This window comes from Bradyrhizobium sp. 155, from assembly GCF_023101105.1.
GTDB classification, from domain to species: domain Bacteria; phylum Pseudomonadota; class Alphaproteobacteria; order Rhizobiales; family Xanthobacteraceae; genus Bradyrhizobium; species Bradyrhizobium canariense_D.
On sequence record NZ_CP064704.1, the window covers coordinates 1,940,728 to 1,962,080 of the forward strand.

Consider the following 21,353-nt stretch of genomic DNA (forward strand, 5'->3'; position numbering starts at 1 on the left):
ATCCGGGCTCAGGCATCCGGTTGCAGGAACGTGCCGTACTGCTTGGTCGCGGCGACCGCGGCCGCGGCCTGTCCGATCATCCGCATCGCGGCCATCATCGGCCACGGCCCGAGGCTGACCCGCCGAACGCCGACGCGAGCCAGATCCGGAAGTGCGGGAACGCCTTGTGTCACCATGATGTTGACCGGCAGAGGCGTGAGCTGAACCAACTTTTCAATGAGAGCGAGATCGGTGAGGCCGGGGACGAAAATTCCGTCGGCGCCGGCCTCGGCATAGACCTTCGCCCGCCTTGCCGCTTCGTTCATGCACTCGTCCGGCGATCCGAATTTCAGCAGGAACGGATCTGTTCTCGCATTGATGAACAGCTGAACTCCAAGATCTTTCGCGGCGTCGCGCACGGCCTTGATCTTGGCGGCATGGAGTTCGGGATTGACCAGTTGCCGCTTTCCCCCCGATAGCCCGTCCTCGATATTGATGCCGACGGCGCCGGCTTTCAAAATCTCGGTCGCCGATCTGGCGGCGGCCTCCGGGGTGTCGCCATATCCTGCCTCCAGATCGATTGAGACTGGAACTGACACGGCCGCAGTCATCCGCGATACGAGGCCGGTCACCATGTCGAACGGGACATTTTCTCCGTCGGCGTATCCAAGTGCGGAGGCGACCGCGCCGCTGCTGGTCGCGATGGCCGGAGCGGTCTTCGCGATGGCTTTGGCGGTGGCGGCGTCCCAGGCGTTGAACAGGACGAGCGGATCGCCCTTCCTGTGAAGGGCATGAAAGGTCTCGGCATATTGATGTTGTGTCTTGGCGTCCATTGCGCGCACTCCAGATTAGAAAATCGAAGGATGTTGTGGGCCACCGCCCTCTGCGTTCAGTCAGGCGCGTGCGTCTTGAACCAGTCCATGATCAGGCCGGTGACTTCTTCCTCACGCTCGAGGTGCGGGAAGTGCCCGACATCGGGCAGGACAATCCGCTTGTGCGGCCCCTTGAACAGCGGCTCCTCCTTGACCGAGTACCTCGCTGTCGGATCGTTGCTGCCATAGATCGTCAGCGTCGGCGTGTGCATGTCATTGATCGGCAGCCGGCCCGTGAGCCCCGCATCGGTCAGGCCTCCGTAATATTTCAGCGCCGCGGCCATCGTGCCGGGCGAGCTGAGTGTCTCCTTGATCGAACGGATGTGCTCGGCATTGTTGAATGTCGGTGACCACAGCTTCCAGAGATAGTCGACAAAGGGGAGGCCCTCGGTATTGACCGCGGATTCGGCGCCGGGCAGCTGGAAAAAATAGACGTGGAAGACGGCTCGAACGAGCTCCGGATCCCGTCTGATGCTCGAAATTGTAATCGGGTGCGCGGTGTTCATGACCACGGCGGCCTTGATTGCCGATGGCGCCGTGGCCAGCGCCTGAAAGGTCGAGGTGCCGCCCCAATCCATGCCGACGACGCGTGCCTGTCCGTCGTCGCTCAGCGCCGCGATGAGGGCTTCGAGATCCTTGCCCAGTGCGATCGGATCGAAAATGCCGTCCGCCGGAATCTCGGTCGGCGCATAGCCACGCAGGAACGGCGCGACGGCACGATACCCGGCATCCGCGAAGACCTGCAGCTGCTTTCGATACGACCAGGCATTGTCGGGAAAGCCGTGCAGGAACATGACCAGGGGGCCATCGCCCTGTTCGAGATAGGCGAAGCGCACGCCGTTGGCCTGCACGTATTTCAAGGCGGGTTCGGTGCCCCTGGTATCCGCTTGGGCATTCGCTTGTCGTGCCGCGCTCCGAGTATTCATCGTCATTCTCCATGTGATCGAGCCCCGCGATCCAAATTATGTGCGGAGCGCACATATCGTCAAGTTGTTTTTTGTGCGCTCCGCACATATTGTCGGTGTATGGAAATTGGAATCGCAAATTTGCTGGGGGCGCTTTCGCTCGCCGTCATGGATCGGATCGAGCAGGGCGCGCGCGAGGTCATCGGCCGCGGTGGCGAGACCCCTGCGGCACTGGTCGTCATCGGCTATGGCCAGGGCATGACCAACGACAAGCTGCGGCGGATCCTTGGCCTGTCGCATTCAGGAACGGTCCGGCTGGTGGACCGTCTGGTGTCGGATCGGCTGGTCGAACGTCGGCCCGGACAGGACGGCCGCGAGGTTGCCTTGCACCTGACGGCGAAGGGCGCCGCAACCCGCAACGATTTGATGACTTCGCGGATTTCGGCCGTCGCGTCGCTTCTGGATGTACTGTCGCCGGCTGAAACGAAGCGCCTTGAAACGCTGCTCCATGAGTTGTTGGCTCGGCAGGATACCTCCGAGATGGATCGCTTCACGATCTGCCGCATGTGCGACGACAGCGCTTGTACGAATTGCCCCTTGCCCACGGACAAGGGCAAACGCGCTCGCTAGCGGGCGCGCTCGAGACTATCATCCGGCTTGGGCGCAACGCGCGTTCACATCGCGGAAAGGAACGTCCGGCGTTTCCCCACGTTGTCGGCCCACCAGCACAAGCCGGTCCATACGATGAAGAAGATCGCCACCATCCTTGTCATGCTCTGTGCCTTTCCGGCGGCCGCCCGCGCGGACAGCTGGAGTGGCTATCGCATTCCCGAGACCGGGACCAGCGTCGATATCCCTTCGTCCATCTTCACCGAGCAAGCCGGCCGGCCCGACGGCTATGGCATGCAGTACCGGACCAGCGACGGCCGTGCGGATTTGACGGTGCAGGCCGTTCCCAATGACGGCAGCTCACCGGCCGCTTTCCTGGCGCGGAAGAATCCGCCGCCCGGCATCACCTACAAGCGCATCACGCCGCGCTTCTTCGTGGTCTCCAGCACCCGGGGCGGCAAGATCTGGTACGACCGCTGCAACTTTGGCCGCCGCTACGTGCATTGCGTGCTGATCAACTATCCGGCCGCCGAGAAGCGGCAGTGGGATGCACTCGTGACCCGCGTCAGCCGCACGCTGAGCGGCGGTTGATCCGTTCACCAACGAAAAACCTGCTCACAAAGAAAAACTGCCCGCAGGTTGCGGGCAGCAGTCTCGTGAGGATGGTTCAGCGCACGTTGGTCGATGTCGTCGACATGGTCGGCTTGGAGCCCGGCACGTGCGACATGGTCTTGGTGGTCGACCCGACCTCCTCGCCCGCCTTGACTTTCGTGCGGGTGTGGGAGCGGCTGAACGTACCACCCTCATGCGCCTGCGCGCGCGCATTGGAATTGAGCACCGGACCGTTGCCCTTGTTCATGCTGGTGCCGGACTGCGCCTTGCCGTTGGCAGACGCGGCGCTGCCGCCCGCTGCAATCGACGAGCCGGTCTGTCCGGAGCCCGACGTCGACGTGCCGCCGGTGCCGAGCGTGCTGGCCGAGGTGCCGCCGGCCGCGGCCGAGCCCCCGGTGCCGCCGGTCATGCTGGTTTGCGCCGACAACGGCGAGGCGGCGGCGAGCAGAAGTGCGACCGACGAGGTCGCGATCAACATTCTCATCTGTGAAATCCTTTTGCTAGGGCGACGATGTCGAGATGGTGCAGCCGTTGACCGTGACGGTGCTCGCGCTGGTCGAACCCGGGCCGCCGGCCGTCGAGGACGAACTCGACACGTTGCCGCCACCGGCCTGGACGTGCACCGACGATCCGCCGGCCGAGCTAGAGCTCGACAGCGAGCCGCTCGATGAGGTCGAGCCGGTGGTGCCCGAACCCGATGACCCCAGCGCGGTAATGCTGCCGTCGGGATGTTTTTCCACCGTGACCCGGCAGGTCTCGCCGGACGCGGTCTTGCCGGTTTTCTGCATGGTTTCCCCCGCAGCGGCGCTGCTCATCAAAGTCAAAACTGCGATCGCAACGATTGGTCTGTTCATGCCAGTCCTCCTCAGGAAGGACGAAGGAGCGGCATTGCTGCCGCTCCGCCGGCCGGATGTCAGTCCTTGTCCTTCTTCATCTCGTCCTTGTGGTGGCCTTTGCCCTTTTCCATGCCCATGTCGCTGGCATGTCCCGCGGAGGAGCCGGCCGCTCCCACGGTCGAGCCGCTCTTGCCGCCGCCGGCCGACGAGCCGCCCGTGCCGACTGTCGATGCCGAGTTGGAGCCGGAGCCTGCCGCAGAGCCGCCGGTGCCGACGCTGGACGAACTCTTGCCGCCACCCGCCGACGAACCACCGGTGCCGAGCGTCGAGGCCGAGCCTGAGCCGCTGCCGGAGCCTGCGGCGGAGCCGCCGGTGCCGATCGACGAACTGCTGGTGCCGCCGCCCGCCGACGAGCCGCCGGTGCCAAGCGTCGAGGCCGAGCCCGATCCGCTGCCCGAACCCGCCGATGAACCGCCCGTGCCTACGGTCGAGTTGCTGGTGCCACCGCCGGCTGACGACCCGCCAGTGCCGACCGTCGAACTCGACTGCGCCACGGCGAGCGCGGTACCGGCCAGCAGCGCAGCTGCGGCCGCAGACAATTTCAGAATCCTCATCGCTGTCTCCTCGAATGATCAAATTGCCAAAACAGGCACGGGATAAAGTGGCAAGCTGCAGAAACGTTCCTTGGATCGGTATGAGGATGTGGAAAATGCGCGCGAGAATTGCGACGAGGTTCCAGCGGCGCGGCGCGCCGATGCCGAGCGGGAACAGCGAAGCGCGACGATCTGAAGAAAACAAACGCTACTTCAACGACAATCCCGTCCTGCGCCGCAGATCCGTGATCGCGCGCAGAAAACTGTCGGCCGGCGTCGTCTCCGGATCGATCAGGCGGTGCAGGCGAAAGCCGTCTTCCAATGCCAGCACGACGGAGGCCATCCAGGGGGGATTGAGCGTGTCGCCCTTCGCGTTGCTCTTCAGCGTTGCCTCGATGATGTCGGCGACCAGCTTGCGCCGCGCGCGCAGGCGCTTTGCAAGCTCCGGTCGGCGCTTCTCGGCGCGGGCGACAAACAGGATCATCTCCATGTGGAGCAGCGGCGAGCGGCCGAGCGGATCCTGCCTTGTGCGATCCATCGCCTTCAGCGCCGCGATGAAGTCGTCGAGATTGTCGTGCTGCGCGAGGATGTCCATGTTGCGCCGGATCGACTGCGCGACATGCTCCTCGAGCATGGCGATAATCAGCTCGTCCTTGCTCTTGAAGTTGGAATAGAACGCGCCGCGGCTAAATCCGGCCGCCGCCGCGATCGCCTCGATGCTGGCGCCGCCGATGCCGTCCTGCTCGAACACGCGCGCCGCCGCCTCGAACAGCCTGTCGCGCGTGTCGTCCCTGGTCGGCCTGGTTCTCACCCTTGACATCGGGGCAGTTTAGGGCAAAATGCAACTCGATACAACAATGTATCGAGTTGATAATTCCGGGATGGTTACGCTGCGCAAGAGGGGCTGCGGCGTATGCGATTCATGCGGCAACCGATATGAGGTCACCATGAACGAGCACGTGCAGGGCACCGGCGGTCCGCTGTTCAACCCGCTGTCGCCGGACTTCATCCGCGATCCCTATCCGCATTATGACCGGCTCCGCGCGATCTACCCGATTCACGTGACGCCGTTCGGCCAGTTCGTCGCCAGCCGCCATGCCGATGTCAGCCTCGTGATGCGCGACAAGCGTTTTGGCAAGGATTTCGTCGAGCGCTCCAAGCGCCGCTATAGCGAGAAGATCATGGAGGAGCCGGTCTTCCGCAGCATGAGCCACTGGATGCTGCAGGCCGATCCGCCTGACCACACCCGCCTGCGCGGCCTCGTCGTGAAGGCCTTCACCGCCCGCCGCGTCGAGGACATGCGGCCACGCATCCAGGAGATCGTCGACCAGACCATCGATGCCGTGATCGACCGCGGCCACATGGACCTGATCGAAGACTTCGCCTTCCGCCTGCCTGTCACCATCATCTGCGACATGCTCGGCATCCCCGAGGACCATCGCGAGACTTTCTATAACAGCTCGCGCGATGGCGGACGGCTGCTCGATCCCGTGCCGCTGTCGCCGGAGGAGATCGCCAAGGGCAACGCCGGCAACATGATGGCGCAGATGTATTTCCAGCAGCTGTTCGAGCTTCGTCGCAAAAATCCCGGCGACGATCTCATTACCCAGCTGGTGCAGGCCGAGGAAGACGGCAACAAGCTCACCAACGAGGAACTGACCGCCAACATCATCCTGTTGTTCGGCGCCGGCCACGAGACCACGGTCAATCTGATCGGCAACGGCCTGCTGGCGCTGCATCGCAATCCGGACCAGCTCGCGCTTTTGAAGGCGCGGCCGGACCTGATGGTGGGCGCGATCGAGGAGTTTCTGCGCTACGATTCCTCGGTGCAGATGACCGGGCGGGTCGCGCTGGAGGATATCGACGATCTCGGCGGCGCCAAGATCCCCAAGGGCGAGACCGTGCTCTGCCTGCTGGGCTCGGCCAACCGCGACCCGGCGGTCTATCCTGACCGCCCCGACCGGCTCGACGTCACCCGCCAGAATGTGAGGCCGCTGTCGTTCGGCGGTGGCATCCATTTCTGCCTGGGGGCCCAATTGGCCCGCCTCGAGGCCGAGATCGCCATCGCCACGCTGTTGCGTCGGCTGCCCGACCTGCGCATCGACGACGTCGAAAACCCCGAATGGCGGCCGACCTTCGTGCTGCGCGGCCTGAAGCGGCTGCCTGCGAGCTGGTGATGGCTGCCGGCGTTAACCTCCGCGCGCAACAGTCGCTGTGACTTCGCCACACTTCCCCCTATATAAGGGGCTGTTCCGGTACGTCTGAGGCCCTGCGGCTCAGGCAAGGCCCGCATCCGGTTTGGCCGAGGGGAGACCCGTGCAGACGACGCTGCTCGGATTGGCGATTGCCTTTATCTTAGCGCTGCTGGCCGCTCTGATCGGACCGTACTTCGTCGACTGGAACCAGTTCAGGCCCCAGTTCGAAGCAGAGGCCGGCAGGATCATCGGCGTGCCGGTGCGGGTGGCGGGCGAGCTCGACGCGCGGCTGTTGCCGGCGCCGACGCTGCGGCTGCGCGCGGTCACCTTCGGCGGCAACAACGATCTCGGCCGCCTGCGCGCCGACAAGCTCGATGTCGAATTCAGCCTGAGCTCGCTGATGCGCGGCGAATGGCGCGCCACCGAGCTTTCGGTCAATGGCATGGCGGTCGATCTCGGCCTCGACGCGCGCGGGCGGGTCGATCTGCCGTCCACCGCGAGCGGGAGCTTCAATCTGGCATCGCTGGCGATCGAGCGGCTGAATCTCACCGGTCGCATCGCCCTGCATGATGCCGCCAGCCATTCGACACTGGAGCTCAACGACATCGCTTTCTCCGGCGATGTGCGCTCGCTGGCCGGCTCGGTCCGGGGCGACGGCAGTTTTGCCCTCAGCGGCGTGCGCTATCCGTTCCGCGTCTCCTCCGGCCCGAGCGCCGACGGCAATGCCACCCGCCTCCACCTCAACATCGATCCCGGCGAGCGCGCGATCCTCGCCGATCTCGAAGGCGTGCTCGCCTTCGACAACCGCCTGCCGAAATTCGAGGGCGCGCTGACGTTCGCCGTGCCGGCGCCGAAGAAGCCGGGCGAGGCGGGGCCGATGCCCTGGAAGCTCACGACGAAACTCAAGGCTGATCCGGCCGGCGCCAAGTTCGAGCAGGTCGACGCCAGCTTCGGGTCCGAAGACTCCGCGCTGAAGCTCGGCGGCGTCGGCGATATCAGGTTCGGGGCTTCGCCGCTGCTGCGTGCGGTGCTGTCGGCGCGCCAGGTCGATGCCGACAAGCTGACCGGCAAGGACGAGCCGCAGCGCATCCTTCCGGCGCTCCGCGCAGGCCTCGCCGCAATCCCGCAGGCGCCGATCCCGGCACAGATCGAGTTCAACTCCGACCAGATCATGCTCGGCGCACGGCCGCTCCAGAACATCACGGCCGAGCTTGCGACCGACGGACGATCCTGGACCTTCCAGCGGCTCGAGCTGCGCGCGCCGGGACAGACGCAGCTCTCGCTCAACGGCGCGACGCCCGGCGCCGACAGCTTCAGCGGCCGTCTCAGCGTCGATTCCTCCGATCCCGATACGCTAGTGGCCTGGCTCCAGGGCCGCAGCGAGGTCAACCGCCGCAGCACGCGGCCGCTGCGCCTTGCCGGTGACGTGACCATCGCCGCCAACCATTTCGCCATCGACAGGCTGAAGGCCGAGATCGACGGCGGCGCGGTCGAAGGCCGCATCGCTTTCGTCCAGACCGGCGCGAGCAAGGGCTCGCGGATCGACGCGGAGCTCAAGGCCGACCGCCTTGACCTCGATGCGGCCGCAAGTTTTGTGCGCGCGCTTTCGGGACCGCAGGGCGAATGGCCGGAGGAAGCGAAGCTGTCGCTCGATATCGGCCGCGCGATCTCGGCCGGGCAGGAGCTGCGGCCGTTCACCGCGAAACTCGGCTACGGCCCCGCATCGCTCTCGCTGGAGCAGTTGCGGTTCGGCCAGGCCAGTGGCGTGACCACGGAAGCAAGTGGCAGCTTCGACCGCGCCAAGGCCACGGGCAAGCTCGCGCTGAAATCCTCCGCCAATTCGCTGCGCGATCTCACTGCACTGCTCGAGCCGTTTGCGCCATCGGTGCGCGCGCGCTTCGACGCCATCCCGTCGCTGCCGGCTGCGACCCGCCTGAAGCTCGACCTCAGCCTCGACAAGAACGCCGAGCACGCCGATCGCAACGACGCGCGCGCTGTCCTCGAACTCGACGCGCCGCAGCTCAAGGCCACCGCGACGCTGGCTGCGCAGACGCCGGTGGCCGCCGTCAACGGCATCGACGTCGACCGCTTGCGCAACAGCGACTTCACGCTGGACTCGAAAGTCGCGACACCGCAAGCCAGTGCACTGCTGGCGTTGCTCGGGCTCGATCGCGTGGTGGCCGCAGGCGAGGGCGCTTCGCAGTTCGAAGGCCGCTTGAGCGGCGCGTGGCGCCATCAGCTGCAATTGAATGCCAAGCTTAGCGGCGGCGGGCTGGATGCGGACGCACAAGGCAACGTCGAATTGTCGGAGCCGAAAGGCAGCGTAAATTTGCGCGTGCGCAACGCCAATCTGGGGCCGCTGTTCGGGACCAGCCCGGCCGATAAATCGGTGCAGAGCGTCAATCTGTCCTCGCGCGTCGGCCTCTCCGGCAACCGCCTGACCTTCAACGATCTCGAGAGCACCCTGGCCGGCTCGCATTTGCGCGGTCATCTGGCGGTGACGCTCGATCAGGAGAAGACCGTCGACGGCGAAGTCGGCCTCGATACGCTCGACCTCGTGCCCGCGCTCGCGATGGCCATCGGCGCGGCCGGACACGATGCCAATGCGCCGCTGAGTGCCGGGCTTCTCGGCGGCTGGCGCGGCCGCGTCGCCTTCCAGGCGTTGCACGGCACGTTGCCCGGCGGCATCGAGCTGCGCCCCTTCGGCGGTACGGTCCGGAGCGACGGTCAGTCGCTCGCGCTCGACGCAATGAAGGGCGGCGTCGGCGGCGGCGAGATGTCGGCGAGCCTTGATGCGCGCAATGGCGCCAATGGTCTGACGCTCAACGCGCGCATCGAGCTCGGCAATGTCGACGCGGCGGCGCTGCGCTACCGCGACCTCGCGCTGCCGAAGGGACGAGCCTCGGCGCAGATGGCGCTGACCAGCCAGGGCCGTAGCGTCGCGGCGCTCACCGGTGCGCTCGCCGGCAACGGTACGGTGACGCTCGAATCCGCTGAAATCTCCGGCCTCAATCCACGCGCCTTCGAAATCGCCATCCGCGCCAGCGACGGCGGCCAAATTGCCGACGACAATCGGCTGCGGCAGCTGGTCGAGCCCGCGCTGTCGGCGGGTCCGATTGCAGTGGCCTCGGCGCAGATCCCGTTCACGATCCGGGACGGGCGCCTGCGCGTCGGCGCAACGTCGCTAGAGGCGAAGAACGCGCGTGCCATCGTCTCCGGCGGTTACGACATCCCCGCCGACCAGGCCGACATCCGTGCCAGCCTGACGCCGATCATGACCGGGCTCTCCGGCGCGCCGCCCGAAATCCAGCTGTTCGCGGCCGGTCCCCCCGACAGGCTCAATCGCACCGTCGATCTTGGGCCGCTGTCGTCGTGGCTCGCGGTACGCACGATCGATCGCGAGACGCGCCGGCTGGACGCCATCGAGCGCGGCGAGCCGCCGCCGGCCACCGCCGCGTTGCCGACGCTGGTGTCGCCCGAACCGGCGCCGGAGCCGTCGCTCACGGATGTGCCGATGCCCGGCCGCGATCCGCGCCGCGCGCCGCCGCCGAAGCCCAAGTCCGATATCAGGGTTGCGCCGACGCCAAAGGCGCCGCAGGCCGCTCCCGCGGCACCAAGCCCGCCGCTTGCAAGCACGCAGATCGCGCCGCTGCCTCCGCCGATCGACGTCAGGCCGGCCCCGGGCCCGCCGCCCGCAAAGCCCAAGCCAAAGCCGCCGCTGGTGCTGACGCCGTCAAATCCGTAGGCGATAGTCCGTCATGCCCGGGCTTGTCCCGGGCATCCACGTTCTCCGTCCCAGGCGGTGAGACGTGGATGGCCGGGACAAGCCCGGCCATGACGCCGGAGAGACACCCTCACCCCAACCCTCTCCCGCAAGCGGGAGAGGGGGCGCAGCTTCCTCGTGACGTACCGGTAAACTCATTCTCTCGCTTTTTATCGAATTTTCCGCGGCAAAACTGATCTGCCGACTTTACCGGATTCTCGCGTTTGTTCCCTAGCCTCTGTTCCCAGAGGAACTCGGCGTCCTGCCGGCACAAGCAGGATGGCCAGCCAAGAACTGGGGTCATCGGGATGAACGGCGCGACAACACTTCTGCAGGATCTGGACGACGCAATCGCACGCGGCACCGACGAAAGCCGGACCAAGGCGTTGTGGCATGCGACCGACATTCTGATCACCGGTCGCTACAGCGACGACGAGATCAGCACGTTCGGCGAAGTCATCGGCCGGCTCGCCGACGAGATCGAGGTCGCCGCACGGGTGCAGCTCTCCGAGGTGATGGCAGCCTGCGATCACGCTCCGCTCAATGTCATTGCGCAACTCGCGATCGCCGACGAAATCGAGGTCGCCGGTCCCGTGCTGCGCGATTCCAATCGTATCGACGAGAAGCTGCTGGTCGAGAGCGCCATGACCAAGAGCCAGTCGCATCTGCTCGCGATCGCCCAGCGCAAGTCGATCGGCGAGGCCGTCACCGACGTGCTGGTCAAGCGCGGCGACCAGGAGGTCGTGACGTCGGTCGCCAAAAACGAGGGCGCGCGCTTTTCAGGTTCGGGTCTGCTCCACATGGTCCGCCGCGCCGAGGGTGACTCGATTCTCGCCGAGCAGCTTGGCCTGCGCAAGGACGTGCCGCGTCACATCTTCCAGCAACTGATCTCGAAGGCGTCGGAGGACGTCCGTCGCCGGCTCGAGCACGAGCGCCCGGAAATGATGGCGCAGATCCAGAGCTCGGTAAGCGACGTCACCGGCGATCTGCAGTCCAAGTTCGGCCCGTCCTCGCGCAGCTATTTCGTTGCCAAGCGCGTGGTGACGACGCAGTACCGGCAGGGCAACCTCAACCAGGACTCGATCTCGAACTATGCTCGCCAGCACCGGTCCGACGAGGTGCAGATCGGCCTGTCGCTGTTGTCGTCGCTGCCGGTCGACGTGATCGAGCGTGCGATGATGGACCGCAATCGCGAGATGATCCTGGTGCTGTGCAAGGCGCTCGACTTCTCCTGGGACACCACCATGTCGCTGCTGTTCCTCGGCGCCAAGGATCATCTGATCACGGCGCGCGAGCTCCACGACAACGAGCGCGATTTCGGCAAGCTCAAGATCGAGACCTCGCGCAGCGTCTTGAAGTTCTACCAATCGCGCAAGACCGGCACCGATCCCGTCACGGGTCGTCAGCCCGAGCTGCAGGTGCACTGAGCGGTACACCGAACAGGTACACCGAGCATCATCCGGGAATTGGCAGGGAGTATTTTCAATGTTGCCTCAATTCGGCACCGCAGTTCGCAAGAAGAACCTCAACAACGCCGCAGCCGGCGAGATCGGCGGCGGAGCAGCGGACCAGGCCTCGGTCGATGCGGCATGGCTCGTGCTGGAAGCCGCCAACGACCTCGGCGACCATGCCGCGATCGAGGCTTGCCGCCGCGTCATCGACGCCGAGCTGAACGGCACGGCGGCCGGCAGCGCGGATGTCGATCTCGTGCTCGGGTATTTCAGGTAGACTCCGCGGGCGTCCGCTCCATCCGCGCGATAGCGGCTGTTTCCACACCGTCATTGCGAGCGCAGGGCACCGCCGTCGCTCCTTCAACGGCACATTAACGCGCCGACAGCCCCAGACCGGGCGGCCATCCCGCGAACACGCGCATCGCACGCAGCTGTGATCTCCGGAACCGGCCGACGCGGGTAACGACCGAAGCTCCCCTTCGTACAGCCTTCAGCGAGCGTAGTCTCGCAGAGCTGATGGATGTGAAACCGGGGAGACATGGTCGGATGAAAGAGTTCAACGTCGCTGAGGTCGGGGGCGGTTCCTATCGTCCTCTTGCCATTCTGCGCTGGGTCATGGTGATCATCTTCGTATCGTTTGGCATGCAGAAATTCACGCCGCAATCTGCGCAGGGCATCGCGCAGTTCATCAGCAACAGCCCGTTCATCTCCTGGCTGTCGGTGTTCGGCCTGAGGGGAGAGGCCTATGTCCTCGGTGTCGCTGAATTCGTGATTGCGGCGCTGCTCGCGGCAGGCAGCTTCAGCCCGGTTTCGTCCGTCCTCGGTTCATTCATGGGCATGGTGACCTTTGCGATCACCTGGTCGTTCTTCTTCACGACGCCCGGTGTGGTCAAATGGAGCCTTTCATCCGATCCGATGGCGTGGAATCTGACCGGCGAATTTCTGTTCAAGGACATCGTCCTGCTGTGCGTTTGCGCGGTGTTGTTTCTGGCCTCCCTGCCGCAATCGGTTGTCCGGCTGCGCACCGGGTGATCGTCAGGCCGTCTCTCACCGCCGGATCCGGTAGAGGACGCCGTTCTCGCCGTGACGGAACGTGGTTCGCTCGAGGAGATAGTTGGACTTCTCCAGAACTCGGCGCGATGCGCCATTGCCGACATAGACCAGGCCAATGAGGGACGGCAGCTCATGGTGTAACAGTCCAATATCGGTGAGTGCGGTCGCGGTCTCGCTTGCAAGGCCACGGCCCCAGAATTCGCGCTTGAACGCGTAGGCAATCTCGATCTCGTCGACATCGTCCACGAGGATATGCCTGATGCCCGCTCGCCCGGCGAATGCCCCGTCTTTCGTTCGCAGCACCCACAGACCGAAGCCATGCTGATCCCAATGCGCCATATTGGCGTCGAGATAGGTCTTCGTCTTCTCCGCCGAACGGACGCCGCCGAGATAGCGCGAAACCTCGGCATCGAGATGCAACGCGACGAGGTCGGCGAGATGATTTTCACGAAGCCTTTCGGCGCTGAGCCTCGCCGTTCTGAAATGTTCCATTGGGAACAGATAGCCGCTTCCGAGGTGGGGCGTCGAGTAACATTGACGCGGAATGACTTGGCTGGCAGTGCTTTTCACCGTTGCAAGGACGCGCTTTCAGTTGGGCGGCCGGCCCGGGGCGAATGTTCCCAAGCGGAGTGGCAATGGATTTCGAGCGCGACATAGCCAAGATCAGCGGGATCGCTGCGGTCTCGACCATCCTCGACGTGGTCAGCCGGACCACCGGCATGGGGTTTACGGCCGTTGCCCGCGTCACCGAGGACAGGTGGATCACATGTGCCTCGCGTGACGAACTTGCGTTCGGGCTGAAACCCGGTGACGAGCTCAAGGTCGAGACCACGATCTGCCATGAGATCCGGCAGAGCCGCGAGGCGGTCGTCATCGAGAATGTCAGCAAAGACGCCGGCTACTGCAAGCATCACACGCCTGCACAATATGGCTTCCAAAGCTACATCTCCGTGCCGATCATTCTGCCCGACGGTTCATTCTTCGGAACTCTTTGTGCGATCGATCCGAAGCCGCGCAAGCTTCGGACTCCCGAAGTCATCGGCATGTTCAAGCTTTTTGCCGAGCTGATCGCGTCTCATCTCGACGCGGCCGAGCGCGTCGAACTGATCGAGAACAGGCTCGCGCTGGAACAACGCAATGCGGAACTGCGCGAGCAGTTCATCGCCGTGCTCGGTCACGACCTCCGAAACCCTCTTGCCTCGATCCAGGGCGGCCTGCGGCTTCTGAACAAGAAGGTCGATGACGAGGGGAAGAACTGGATCAACCTCCTGCAGGGAAGCGTGGGCCGGATGGCGGGCCTGATCGACAATGTCATGGACTTCGCCCGCGCGCGGCTCGGCGCCGGGATGCAGCTCAAGTTGAAAGAACAGCCACTCGAGCCTGTCATCAGGCAAATCGTCGCGGAGTTCGAGAACGTGCACCCGGATCGCGTCATCGAAACGGTCGTCAACGTTCCGGGACCTGTGAGAATCGACGCCGACCGCATAGGTCAGATGCTGTCCAATCTTCTCGGCAACGCGATTTCCTATGGCGCCGCCGACAAGCCGATCAGGGTGCTGGCGCAGACGACCGGCGCTGGCTTTGATCTCAGCGTTGCCAACAAAGGCGCGCCAATTCCGGCTGATGCGATCCCGCGCCTTTTCACTGCGTTCGATCGCGGCGACGTTCTGCCGAACCAGAAAGGGCTTGGGCTCGGACTGTACATTGCCCAAGAGATCGCGCGCGCCCATGGCGGGTTGATCGTCGCGTCGTCGATGCGAGATGAAACGGTGTTCACCGCGACGTTTCCGGCGAGCCCGGCCCGCGGCTGAGAAGGCGTGCTACGCCGGCCTAGCTTGCCGTCACGAAGCGTCGCGCCAATTCTCCGACAATACCATCATGCGCCTGTTTTGCGCGACGGTGCAACCGGCGAACAGCTGATAGCGCTGATTGTGCGAGGCTCTTTCCGGATGCGGTCCGGCGATTTTCTTGCGGGCAAGGCATTGTGCCTCTTCAGAGAGAGAGCTGCACGAAAACGTCCAGAGGATGTGAATTGGTTCACACACACGTGGTCGCTCCGGATTTACGGTACGCCTAATTCCGCGTAGAGCGGCCCGTTCGAACTATCTCGCTCAAGAGGGAGTTCAGGCTATGGCTAGCATCGTGTTGGGAATTGTCATTTCCATTTTACTATCGACACAAGCCTCCGCAGATCAGGTCCGTGACGCCGCGTCCGACCTGGTTCCTTCGCTGGTGCGCTGGTCCATCACGTTGTTGGGCCTGGTGGTGGCAGGCCGGTTGGCCTGGCAGGCTTTTGGCCGCGCGGTCAACATTGCCGAAGTCCCGACTTTCCCGCGATACATGACGACCCGGCAGCAGTATCGATTGGGCGGGTTCATCTTTGTCGTATTCTCATGCGGCTTCTTCCTTCTTCTCATCCATGAGAACCGCGACGTCATTGCCCTGGCGCCGCTGGTTCCTGCATTTCCAGTAGCCTTCATAGAGGCTGCGAAAAGTCAGTCTGCTCCGTACCTGACCGTCGTCGCCGCAATGGGGATCGTGTATCTGTTCCTCCTGACGAAGGAGGCTCAATGGAACGTCCTGCTGATGGTGCGCGATGTGATCCAGAGCTGGATCAGCGTGCCTCAGCTCGCGAAGCAGATCATGGCGCAAATCCGCTTTTCGCTGCGTGTGCCGCAGGAGGTGCTCTCGAAAGTCATCGCGAATTCTCCAGATGTCGTCGATCAGGACTTCCGCAAGGATCCGAACCCCCCGGATCGGATGTGGGCGGAAATCTGTTACATGAAATGGTGGCTGACGCAGGGACGCGACACCGGAGATGACGCCACCTTCTTCACCGAGGACAGCTTTGGTTTCGACAAGCTGATGGCAGACTTCCAGCAGGGGGCGCCGACGATGAGCCAGTGGAAGGCTGGGACGTTGACGGGCCTTGCTGCGCCCCAGGCCACGCAACTGATCAAGGACCTCTACAACCGATTTGCCCGGCTTGTCGCGTGTTACCTGATCTATCGCAACGGCTCCCGCATCGACCTGCGCAATGAGGCCAGCAAATTCGGCATCGAAATCGATGCGCCCATTCACGACAATCCGCTACGGTACTGGATCGTCTATATCATTGCCTTGATCTGCTCCGTTTATCTGGGCGTGACCATTTCGGCCGTGATTTATGACGTGCTGCAAGGCAGAGGCGTCGTCTGGGCGCAGGACCCCAATCGCTCGATTGCATGGGTCATGTATTCGCTTTGCAATTATGGATTGGCAATCGTCGTCGTTCTCTTGCTTCGATTTGCGATGTCATCTCTGGGAAGCGATTCAGATCAGTCCCACCTCACCACTTATTGCTGGAGCTTCCTGGTCGCGCTCGCCGTAGGGCCCGCTGGTCTGACGTTGGCCGTGCATAACTTTGGCGAGGGCAATTTGCGGGAAATGTCCCTTGCCAGCCTTTACTTTGCGATGTTGCGGTGGGGCCTCGGGCCGGCGCTCGTGACAGTCTATATTTCGTACTATCTCGACAGGCAGAGCTGCTCCGATCTGCCGGACATCGACAATTCGATGCGAACGGTCGCGTGGCGGCTGTTCAATTGCTTCGGCTTTGCGGCAACCAATGTGTTCTTGCTTCTGCCCCAACTGCTGTCGCTGATGGCACAGGAGGGGGCAATCTGGGAAACCAATAAGCTGCGCTTCATTGCGGCTGGGACGACGTTCTGCCTGGCATTCGGCCTCGCATTGGCCGCGCAGTTCGCGCTCAAGAAGGAGCGGATTGGAACGGTGCTGGCGCATAAACCGGCTTGACGCCAGATATGGTCGGTCGTGGCGATGATGGCATCATGCTCCTGTTTTGCCCGACGGAGCAACTGGCGCAGCCCTGCGGCCGGACGATTTTCGCACAAGTGTAAGTCATTGATTTCACAACACCCGTCTACTGTGCATGGGGTTGTTTTCGCAGTTTTTTGTTTGGGGCCTACCCCGCCCCGAACGCGACCGCGACATTGTAGGTCAGAAGGCTCGCGGCATAGGCCAGCACCAGCATGTAGAAGAAGGTGACGGCCATCCAGGTCCAGCTTCCGGTCTCGCGCCGGATCACGGCCAGCGTCGATGCGCATTGCGGGGCAAAGATGTACCAGGCAAGCATCGACAGCGCGGTCGCGAGCGACCATTTCGTCGCCAGCACCTGGCCGATCTGCTCGGCCGCTTCCTTGCCGCCTTCGATCGCATAGACGGTGCCGAGCGCCGCGACCGCGACCTCGCGCGCCGCCATGCCGGGGATCAGCGCGACCGCGATCTGCCAATTGAAGCCGACCGGCGCCAGCAGCGGCTCGAGTGCCTTGCCGATGATCGCAGCGAGGCTGAAATCGATCGCCGGTTCGGTGGCGCCTGCGGGCGGCTGCGGGAACGAGGCCAGGAACCAGATCAGCACCATCATCGAGAAGATCGTGGTGCCGGCGCGGTGCAGGAACATCTTGGCCCGCGTGTAGACGCCGATCGCGATCGATTTCAGCCGCGGCATCTTGTAGTCCGGCAGCTCCAGCATGAACGGCGCCGGCGCATAGTCGCGCAGCATGAAGAATTTGATGAGAAACGAGACCAGCAGCGCGCTGATGATGCCGGCAGCGTAGAGGCCGAACATCACGAGGCCCTGGAGGTTGATGAAGCCCCAGACGTCTTTGGCCGGAATGAAGGCGGAGATGATCAGCGTGTAGACGGGAATGCGCGCCGAGCAGGTCATCAGCGGCGCGATCAGGATCGTGGTCAGCCGGTCGCGCTTGTTGTCGATCACGCGCGTCGCCATGATGCCGGGGATGGCGCAGGCGAAGCTCGACAGCAGCGGAATGAAGGCGCGGCCGTGCAGGCCGGCGCCGCCCATGATGCGGTCCATCAGGAACGCGGCGCGCGCCATGTAGCCGAAATCTTCCAGCAGCAGGATAAACAGGAAGATGATGATAATCTGCGGAAGGAACACGATGACGCTGCCGACGCCTGAGATCACGCCGTTCTGAAGGAAGCTCTGCAGCAGGCCGGCGGGTAAGGTCGCGTGCACGAACTCGCCGAGGGAGTCGAAGCCGGAATTGAGCAACTCCATCAGCGGCTGCGCCCAGGCGAACACCGCCTGGAACATCACGAACAGGATCGCCGCGAGCACGATCAGCCCCCCGACGGGATGCAGCACGACCGCGTCGATCCGCGCCGTCCAGGTGTCGGGCCGGCTGGGCAGGCTGACGCAGTCGGCGATGATGCGGTCGGCTTCGCGCTGGGTGGCGCGCAAGTCGGCCACGCTGAGCGCCCGCCAATTGTTCTCTCCCGGCTCGGCGGCGAGCTTTGCCGAAATCTCGTCGGTCAGCGACAGCAGGTCGGCCGTGCCGCCCTTGCGCACCGCGATCGAGGTGACCACGGGCACGCCGAGCTCCTTGGCGAGCCGCTCGACGTCGACAGTGATGCCGCGGCGGGTCGCGATGTCGAACATGTTGAGCACGAGGATCATCGGCCGGCCGGTGCGCTTGAGCTCCAGCAGCAGGCGGATGGTCAGGCGCAGATTGGTCGAGTCCGCCACGCACAGCACGAGGTCGGGCACGATCTCGCCGGTGGCCTTGCCGAGCACGAAGTCCCGGGTGATCTCCTCGTCCGGGCTCCGTCCGCGCAGCGAATAGGTGCCCGGCAGGTCGACCACGGAGACCTGGCGTCCCAAGGGCGTGACGAAGAAGCCTTCCTTGCGCTCGACGGTGACGCCGGGATAGTTCGCGACCTTCTGCCGGCTGCCGGTCAGCGCATTGAACAGCGAGGTCTTGCCGCTGTTTGGCGTGCCGACCAGGGCGAGATGCAGCAGGGGTGCTTCCATGGAATTGGGGTCCGGTCGCTTCAGGCGACGATAATGGCCATGGCTTCGCGACGGCGGACCGCGATGGTGATGCTGTCGACCCGCACGGCGATCGGGTCGCGGCCGACCAACCCCTCGTGCAGGATCTCGACCCGCGCGCCCTCGACGAAGCCGAGCTCGATCAGCCGACTCTCGAGTTCGATGTCCGAGAGTGCCGAGCCTGCGTCCTTGGGGGAAAGGTGCTGGATGACGCCGGTATAGCCGCGCTGGGCCAGGCCCAGCGGCATCTGCGGACGCGTATCATGGATGTCGGTCATGCCCTGTATTTTCAACGCAGGGCATCGAGGTCAAGCGCGCTCGGTCGCTGAAACTGCACCTTAGAGTGATTTTAAAGTACCAGCTTCGTGACAGAAGCGATCGGCGCCAGGATCGGCATCAAGGATCGGCGCAAAGACGGCTACTGGGCCGGGACCTTTTCCGCCTGGATGGCGGCCATGGCGCGGCTCTTGAAGTAGTCGAGCACGAACAGGCGGATCGCCGAGGACAGATTGCCCTGCTGGCGGTTGCTGTCGATCTCGCCGACCAGCTCGGACAGCGTCATGTTGCGCAGGCCCGAGATCTCCTTCATGCCGTTCCAGAACGCCTCTTCCAGGCTGACACTGGTCTTGTGGCCGGCGACGACGATCGACCGTTTCACGACGGGCGACTTCATGGCTGCTCCTCGCAATCGATCCGGTGCTGGTCCAGGTGCGTCTTCGCCTGATCCGCGCGCGTCTCCTCCGCCGACCGCTCCGCCTTCGTGCGGCCGAACTTCGTTCGGTTGGCGTCCGCCTGCTTCGCCGTGGCTTCCCGCTCGGCGCGCTTCCGGAAACGATTCAGGTTGATGACGTTCGCCATGTCGCGTCTCCATCATCCGATCCTCCGTGGGCAGGATGAAACATTCAGAAACTGTGCGCCGAATTGCGCCCGATGAGACTTGATCGCCATTCGCTTGTCCTCGTCAATCGACCCTTGGGCCATCAAACGATGAATTCCGCCCCGTGGGGGCGGAGGGGCTACGTAACACGCAATCCCGCCGCGACATTGACGGTAATCAAATCCCGTCCTTTAAGCCCTACATTTAATGGAGCTAGGGGCTCCGTATCATTACGGATGGCTATCGGAATTCGGAATTTATCCCGGGCTGGTCATCTTCTCGGGGCGCACCAGGCGGTCGAATTCCTCGCTTGAGACGAAGCCAAGCCGCAGCGCCTCTTCCTTCAGGGTGGTGCCGTTGGCATGCGCCGTCTTGGCCACCTTGGCCGCGTTGTCGTAGCCGATCTTGGGGGCGAGCGCCGTCACCAGCATCAGCGAGCGCTGCATCAGTTCCTTGATGCGCTTCTCGTCGGCGCGGATGCCGCTGACGCAATGCTCGGTGAAGGAGCGCGCGGCGTCCGCCATCAGCCGGATCGAGTGCAGCATGTTGTAGGCCAGTACGGGCTTATAGACGTTGAGCTCGAAATGGCCCTGGCTGCCGGCGACCGTGATCGCGGTGTGATTGCCGAACACCTGGCAGCACACCATCGTCATCGCCTCGCACTGCGTCGGATTGACCTTGCCCGGCATGATCGAGGAGCCCGGCTCGTTCTCCGGCAGCATGAGTTCGCCGAGGCCCGAACGCGGACCCGATCCGAGCAGGCGGATGTCGTTGGCGATCTTGAACAGGCCTGTCGCGACCGAATTGATGGCGCCGTGCGCCGATACATAGGCGTCGTTCGAAGCCAGCGCCTCAAATTTGTTGGCCGCGCTGGTGAACGGCAGCTTGGTAATCCCGGCAACGTGCTTTGCGAACAGTTTTGCAAAGCGCGGCTTCGAATTGAGGCCGGTGCCGACGGCGGTGCCGCCCTGCGCCAGCGGATAGAGCTCCTTCACCGCGACCTTGAGCCGGGCGATGCCGCTTTCGACCTGTGCGGCATAGCCGGAAAATTCCTGGCCGAGCGTCAACGGCGTCGCGTCCTGGGTGTGGGTGCGGCCGATCTTGACGATCTTTGCGAACTCCTTCTCCTTCTTGCGCAGTGCACGCAGCAATTCGCCAAGGGCAGGGACCAGATCGGCGGTAATGCGGCTTGCCGCCGCGATATGCATCGCGGTCGGGAACGAGTCGTTCGACGACTGGCTCATGTTGACGTGATCGTTGGGATGCACCGGCTTCTTGGCGCCAAGCTCGCCGCCCAGGATCTCATTGGCGCGGTTGGCGATGACCTCGTTGAGATTCATGTTGCTCTGGGTGCCCGAGCCGGTCTGCCACACCACCAGCGGAAAATGATCGTCCAGCTTGCCCTCGATCACCTCGCGCGCAGCGCGGATGATGGCGTTGGCGCGGCGCTGGTCGAGCAAACCGAGCTCCTGGTTGGACTGCGCTGCGGCGAGCTTGACGATGCCGAGCGCATGCACGAGCGAGATCGGCATGCGATCGATGCCGATGCGAAAATTCTGGCGCGAGCGTTCGGTCTGCGCGCCCCAATAACGATCGGCGAGGACCTCGATCGGGCCGAAGCTGTCGGTCTCGGTGCGGGTCGCCGGGCGCGAGGAGCCGTCGGTCTTCGAGGGGGAAGTCTTCGAGAGGGAAGTTTTGGCCATGAGCACATCCATTCCGCCGCGCGAAATGCCGCGCGGCCTCATCATGTGCCTCTA

At 63.9% G+C, this 21,353-nt stretch carries 21 protein-coding genes; 9 read left to right on the forward strand and 12 right to left on the reverse strand.

Translation table 11 applies throughout. The annotated features are described in order from the left end of the window. Nucleotides 1-8 precede the first annotated feature (8 nt). Nucleotides 9-812, reverse strand: coding sequence for an isocitrate lyase/PEP mutase family protein (locus IVA93_RS09425; RefSeq protein WP_018454308.1), 804 nt, complete (start codon nucleotides 810-812; stop codon nucleotides 9-11). A gap of 56 nt (nucleotides 813-868) precedes the next feature. Further along, nucleotides 869-1,777, reverse strand: a complete 909-nt coding sequence (locus IVA93_RS09430) for an alpha/beta fold hydrolase (protein ID WP_026232712.1) — start codon at nucleotides 1,775-1,777, stop codon at nucleotides 869-871. Between the two features lie 120 nt (nucleotides 1,778-1,897). Here IVA93_RS09430 and IVA93_RS09435 point away from each other — a divergent pair, with 120 nt between their 5' ends. Together IVA93_RS09435 and IVA93_RS09440 are read left to right on the forward strand one after the other, a co-directional pair. Then, on the forward strand, nucleotides 1,898-2,386 hold the full coding sequence (locus IVA93_RS09435; RefSeq protein ID WP_231190451.1) for a MarR family winged helix-turn-helix transcriptional regulator: 489 nt from the start codon (nucleotides 1,898-1,900) through the stop codon (nucleotides 2,384-2,386). A gap of 114 nt (nucleotides 2,387-2,500) precedes the next feature. Then, nucleotides 2,501-2,956, forward strand: coding sequence for a hypothetical protein (locus tag IVA93_RS09440; RefSeq protein ID WP_026232713.1), 456 nt, complete (start codon nucleotides 2,501-2,503; stop codon nucleotides 2,954-2,956). Between the two features lie 76 nt (nucleotides 2,957-3,032). Here the strand turns inward: IVA93_RS09440 and IVA93_RS09445 are convergent, their stop codons facing one another. From IVA93_RS09445 to IVA93_RS09460, 4 genes are all read right to left on the reverse strand, one after another. Next, nucleotides 3,033-3,455 (reverse strand): hypothetical protein, encoded by a 423-nt coding sequence (locus IVA93_RS09445; RefSeq protein ID WP_018454312.1) that lies wholly within the window; start codon nucleotides 3,453-3,455, stop codon nucleotides 3,033-3,035. A gap of 22 nt (nucleotides 3,456-3,477) precedes the next feature. Next, entirely contained in the window at nucleotides 3,478-3,831 is a 354-nt protein-coding gene (locus tag IVA93_RS09450) for a hypothetical protein (RefSeq protein WP_026232714.1), read from the reverse strand. Nucleotides 3,832-3,890: 59 nt separating this feature from the next. Continuing rightward, nucleotides 3,891-4,427, reverse strand: coding sequence for a hypothetical protein (locus tag IVA93_RS09455; RefSeq protein ID WP_018454314.1), 537 nt, complete (start codon nucleotides 4,425-4,427; stop codon nucleotides 3,891-3,893). 187 nt (nucleotides 4,428-4,614) lie between these two features. Further along, nucleotides 4,615-5,226 carry a TetR/AcrR family transcriptional regulator gene (locus IVA93_RS09460; protein WP_018454315.1) on the reverse strand — a complete coding sequence of 204 codons (612 nt, stop codon included), beginning with the start codon at nucleotides 5,224-5,226 and terminating at the stop codon, nucleotides 4,615-4,617. A gap of 127 nt (nucleotides 5,227-5,353) precedes the next feature. On the opposite strand from IVA93_RS09460, the gene IVA93_RS09465 reads away from it, so the two are divergent. The 5 genes from IVA93_RS09465 to IVA93_RS09485 all read left to right on the forward strand — a co-directional run bounded on the left by IVA93_RS09465 (nucleotide 5,354) and on the right by IVA93_RS09485 (nucleotide 12,847). Continuing rightward, nucleotides 5,354-6,583: a cytochrome P450 gene (locus IVA93_RS09465; RefSeq protein WP_018454316.1), complete on the forward strand. Its 1,230-nt coding sequence runs from the start codon at nucleotides 5,354-5,356 to the stop codon at nucleotides 6,581-6,583. A 139-nt stretch (nucleotides 6,584-6,722) separates the two neighbouring features. Next, the gene (locus IVA93_RS09470; RefSeq protein ID WP_018454317.1) at nucleotides 6,723-10,346 is read left to right on the forward strand and encodes an AsmA family protein; all 3,624 of its coding nucleotides are present in this window, start codon (nucleotides 6,723-6,725) and stop codon (nucleotides 10,344-10,346) included. Between the two features lie 326 nt (nucleotides 10,347-10,672). Next, the gene (locus tag IVA93_RS09475) at nucleotides 10,673-11,791 is read left to right on the forward strand and encodes a DUF2336 domain-containing protein (RefSeq protein ID WP_018454318.1); all 1,119 of its coding nucleotides are present in this window, start codon (nucleotides 10,673-10,675) and stop codon (nucleotides 11,789-11,791) included. Between the two features lie 58 nt (nucleotides 11,792-11,849). Further along, the gene (locus IVA93_RS09480) at nucleotides 11,850-12,092 is read left to right on the forward strand and encodes a hypothetical protein (protein WP_018454319.1); all 243 of its coding nucleotides are present in this window, start codon (nucleotides 11,850-11,852) and stop codon (nucleotides 12,090-12,092) included. 269 nt (nucleotides 12,093-12,361) lie between these two features. Beyond that, the gene (locus tag IVA93_RS09485) at nucleotides 12,362-12,847 is read left to right on the forward strand and encodes a YkgB family protein (protein ID WP_018454320.1); all 486 of its coding nucleotides are present in this window, start codon (nucleotides 12,362-12,364) and stop codon (nucleotides 12,845-12,847) included. A 15-nt stretch (nucleotides 12,848-12,862) separates the two neighbouring features. Here the strand turns inward: IVA93_RS09485 and IVA93_RS09490 are convergent, their stop codons facing one another. Further along, nucleotides 12,863-13,360: a GNAT family N-acetyltransferase gene (locus tag IVA93_RS09490; protein ID WP_018454321.1), complete on the reverse strand. Its 498-nt coding sequence runs from the start codon at nucleotides 13,358-13,360 to the stop codon at nucleotides 12,863-12,865. Nucleotides 13,361-13,503: 143 nt separating this feature from the next. Here IVA93_RS09490 and IVA93_RS09495 point away from each other — a divergent pair, with 143 nt between their 5' ends. Both IVA93_RS09495 and IVA93_RS09500 read left to right on the forward strand, forming a co-directional pair. After that, nucleotides 13,504-14,679 carry a GAF domain-containing sensor histidine kinase gene (locus IVA93_RS09495; RefSeq protein ID WP_018454322.1) on the forward strand — a complete coding sequence of 392 codons (1,176 nt, stop codon included), beginning with the start codon at nucleotides 13,504-13,506 and terminating at the stop codon, nucleotides 14,677-14,679. A 319-nt stretch (nucleotides 14,680-14,998) separates the two neighbouring features. Further along, nucleotides 14,999-16,660: a hypothetical protein gene (locus IVA93_RS09500; protein WP_247542081.1), complete on the forward strand. Its 1,662-nt coding sequence runs from the start codon at nucleotides 14,999-15,001 to the stop codon at nucleotides 16,658-16,660. A gap of 169 nt (nucleotides 16,661-16,829) precedes the next feature. Here the strand turns inward: IVA93_RS09500 and feoB are convergent, their stop codons facing one another. From feoB to fumC, 5 genes are all read right to left on the reverse strand, one after another. Beyond that, nucleotides 16,830-18,701: a ferrous iron transporter B gene (feoB, locus tag IVA93_RS09505; protein WP_018454324.1), complete on the reverse strand. Its 1,872-nt coding sequence runs from the start codon at nucleotides 18,699-18,701 to the stop codon at nucleotides 16,830-16,832. A gap of 20 nt (nucleotides 18,702-18,721) precedes the next feature. Then, complete coding sequence (locus tag IVA93_RS09510; protein ID WP_018454325.1) at nucleotides 18,722-18,997, reverse strand: FeoA family protein; 276 nt, start codon at nucleotides 18,995-18,997, stop codon at nucleotides 18,722-18,724. Between the two features lie 140 nt (nucleotides 18,998-19,137). Continuing rightward, entirely contained in the window at nucleotides 19,138-19,392 is a 255-nt protein-coding gene (locus IVA93_RS09515) for a ribbon-helix-helix domain-containing protein (RefSeq protein WP_018454326.1), read from the reverse strand. After that, a complete protein-coding gene (locus IVA93_RS09520) occupies nucleotides 19,389-19,577 on the reverse strand; it encodes a DUF4169 family protein (RefSeq protein ID WP_018454327.1) in 189 nt (62 codons plus the stop codon). Before IVA93_RS09520 ends, IVA93_RS09515 begins: the two co-directional genes overlap by 4 nt. Nucleotides 19,578-19,853: 276 nt before the next feature. Next, the gene (gene fumC / locus IVA93_RS09525) at nucleotides 19,854-21,299 is read right to left on the reverse strand and encodes a class II fumarate hydratase (protein WP_244561280.1); all 1,446 of its coding nucleotides are present in this window, start codon (nucleotides 21,297-21,299) and stop codon (nucleotides 19,854-19,856) included. Nucleotides 21,300-21,353: the final 54 nt, after the last annotated feature.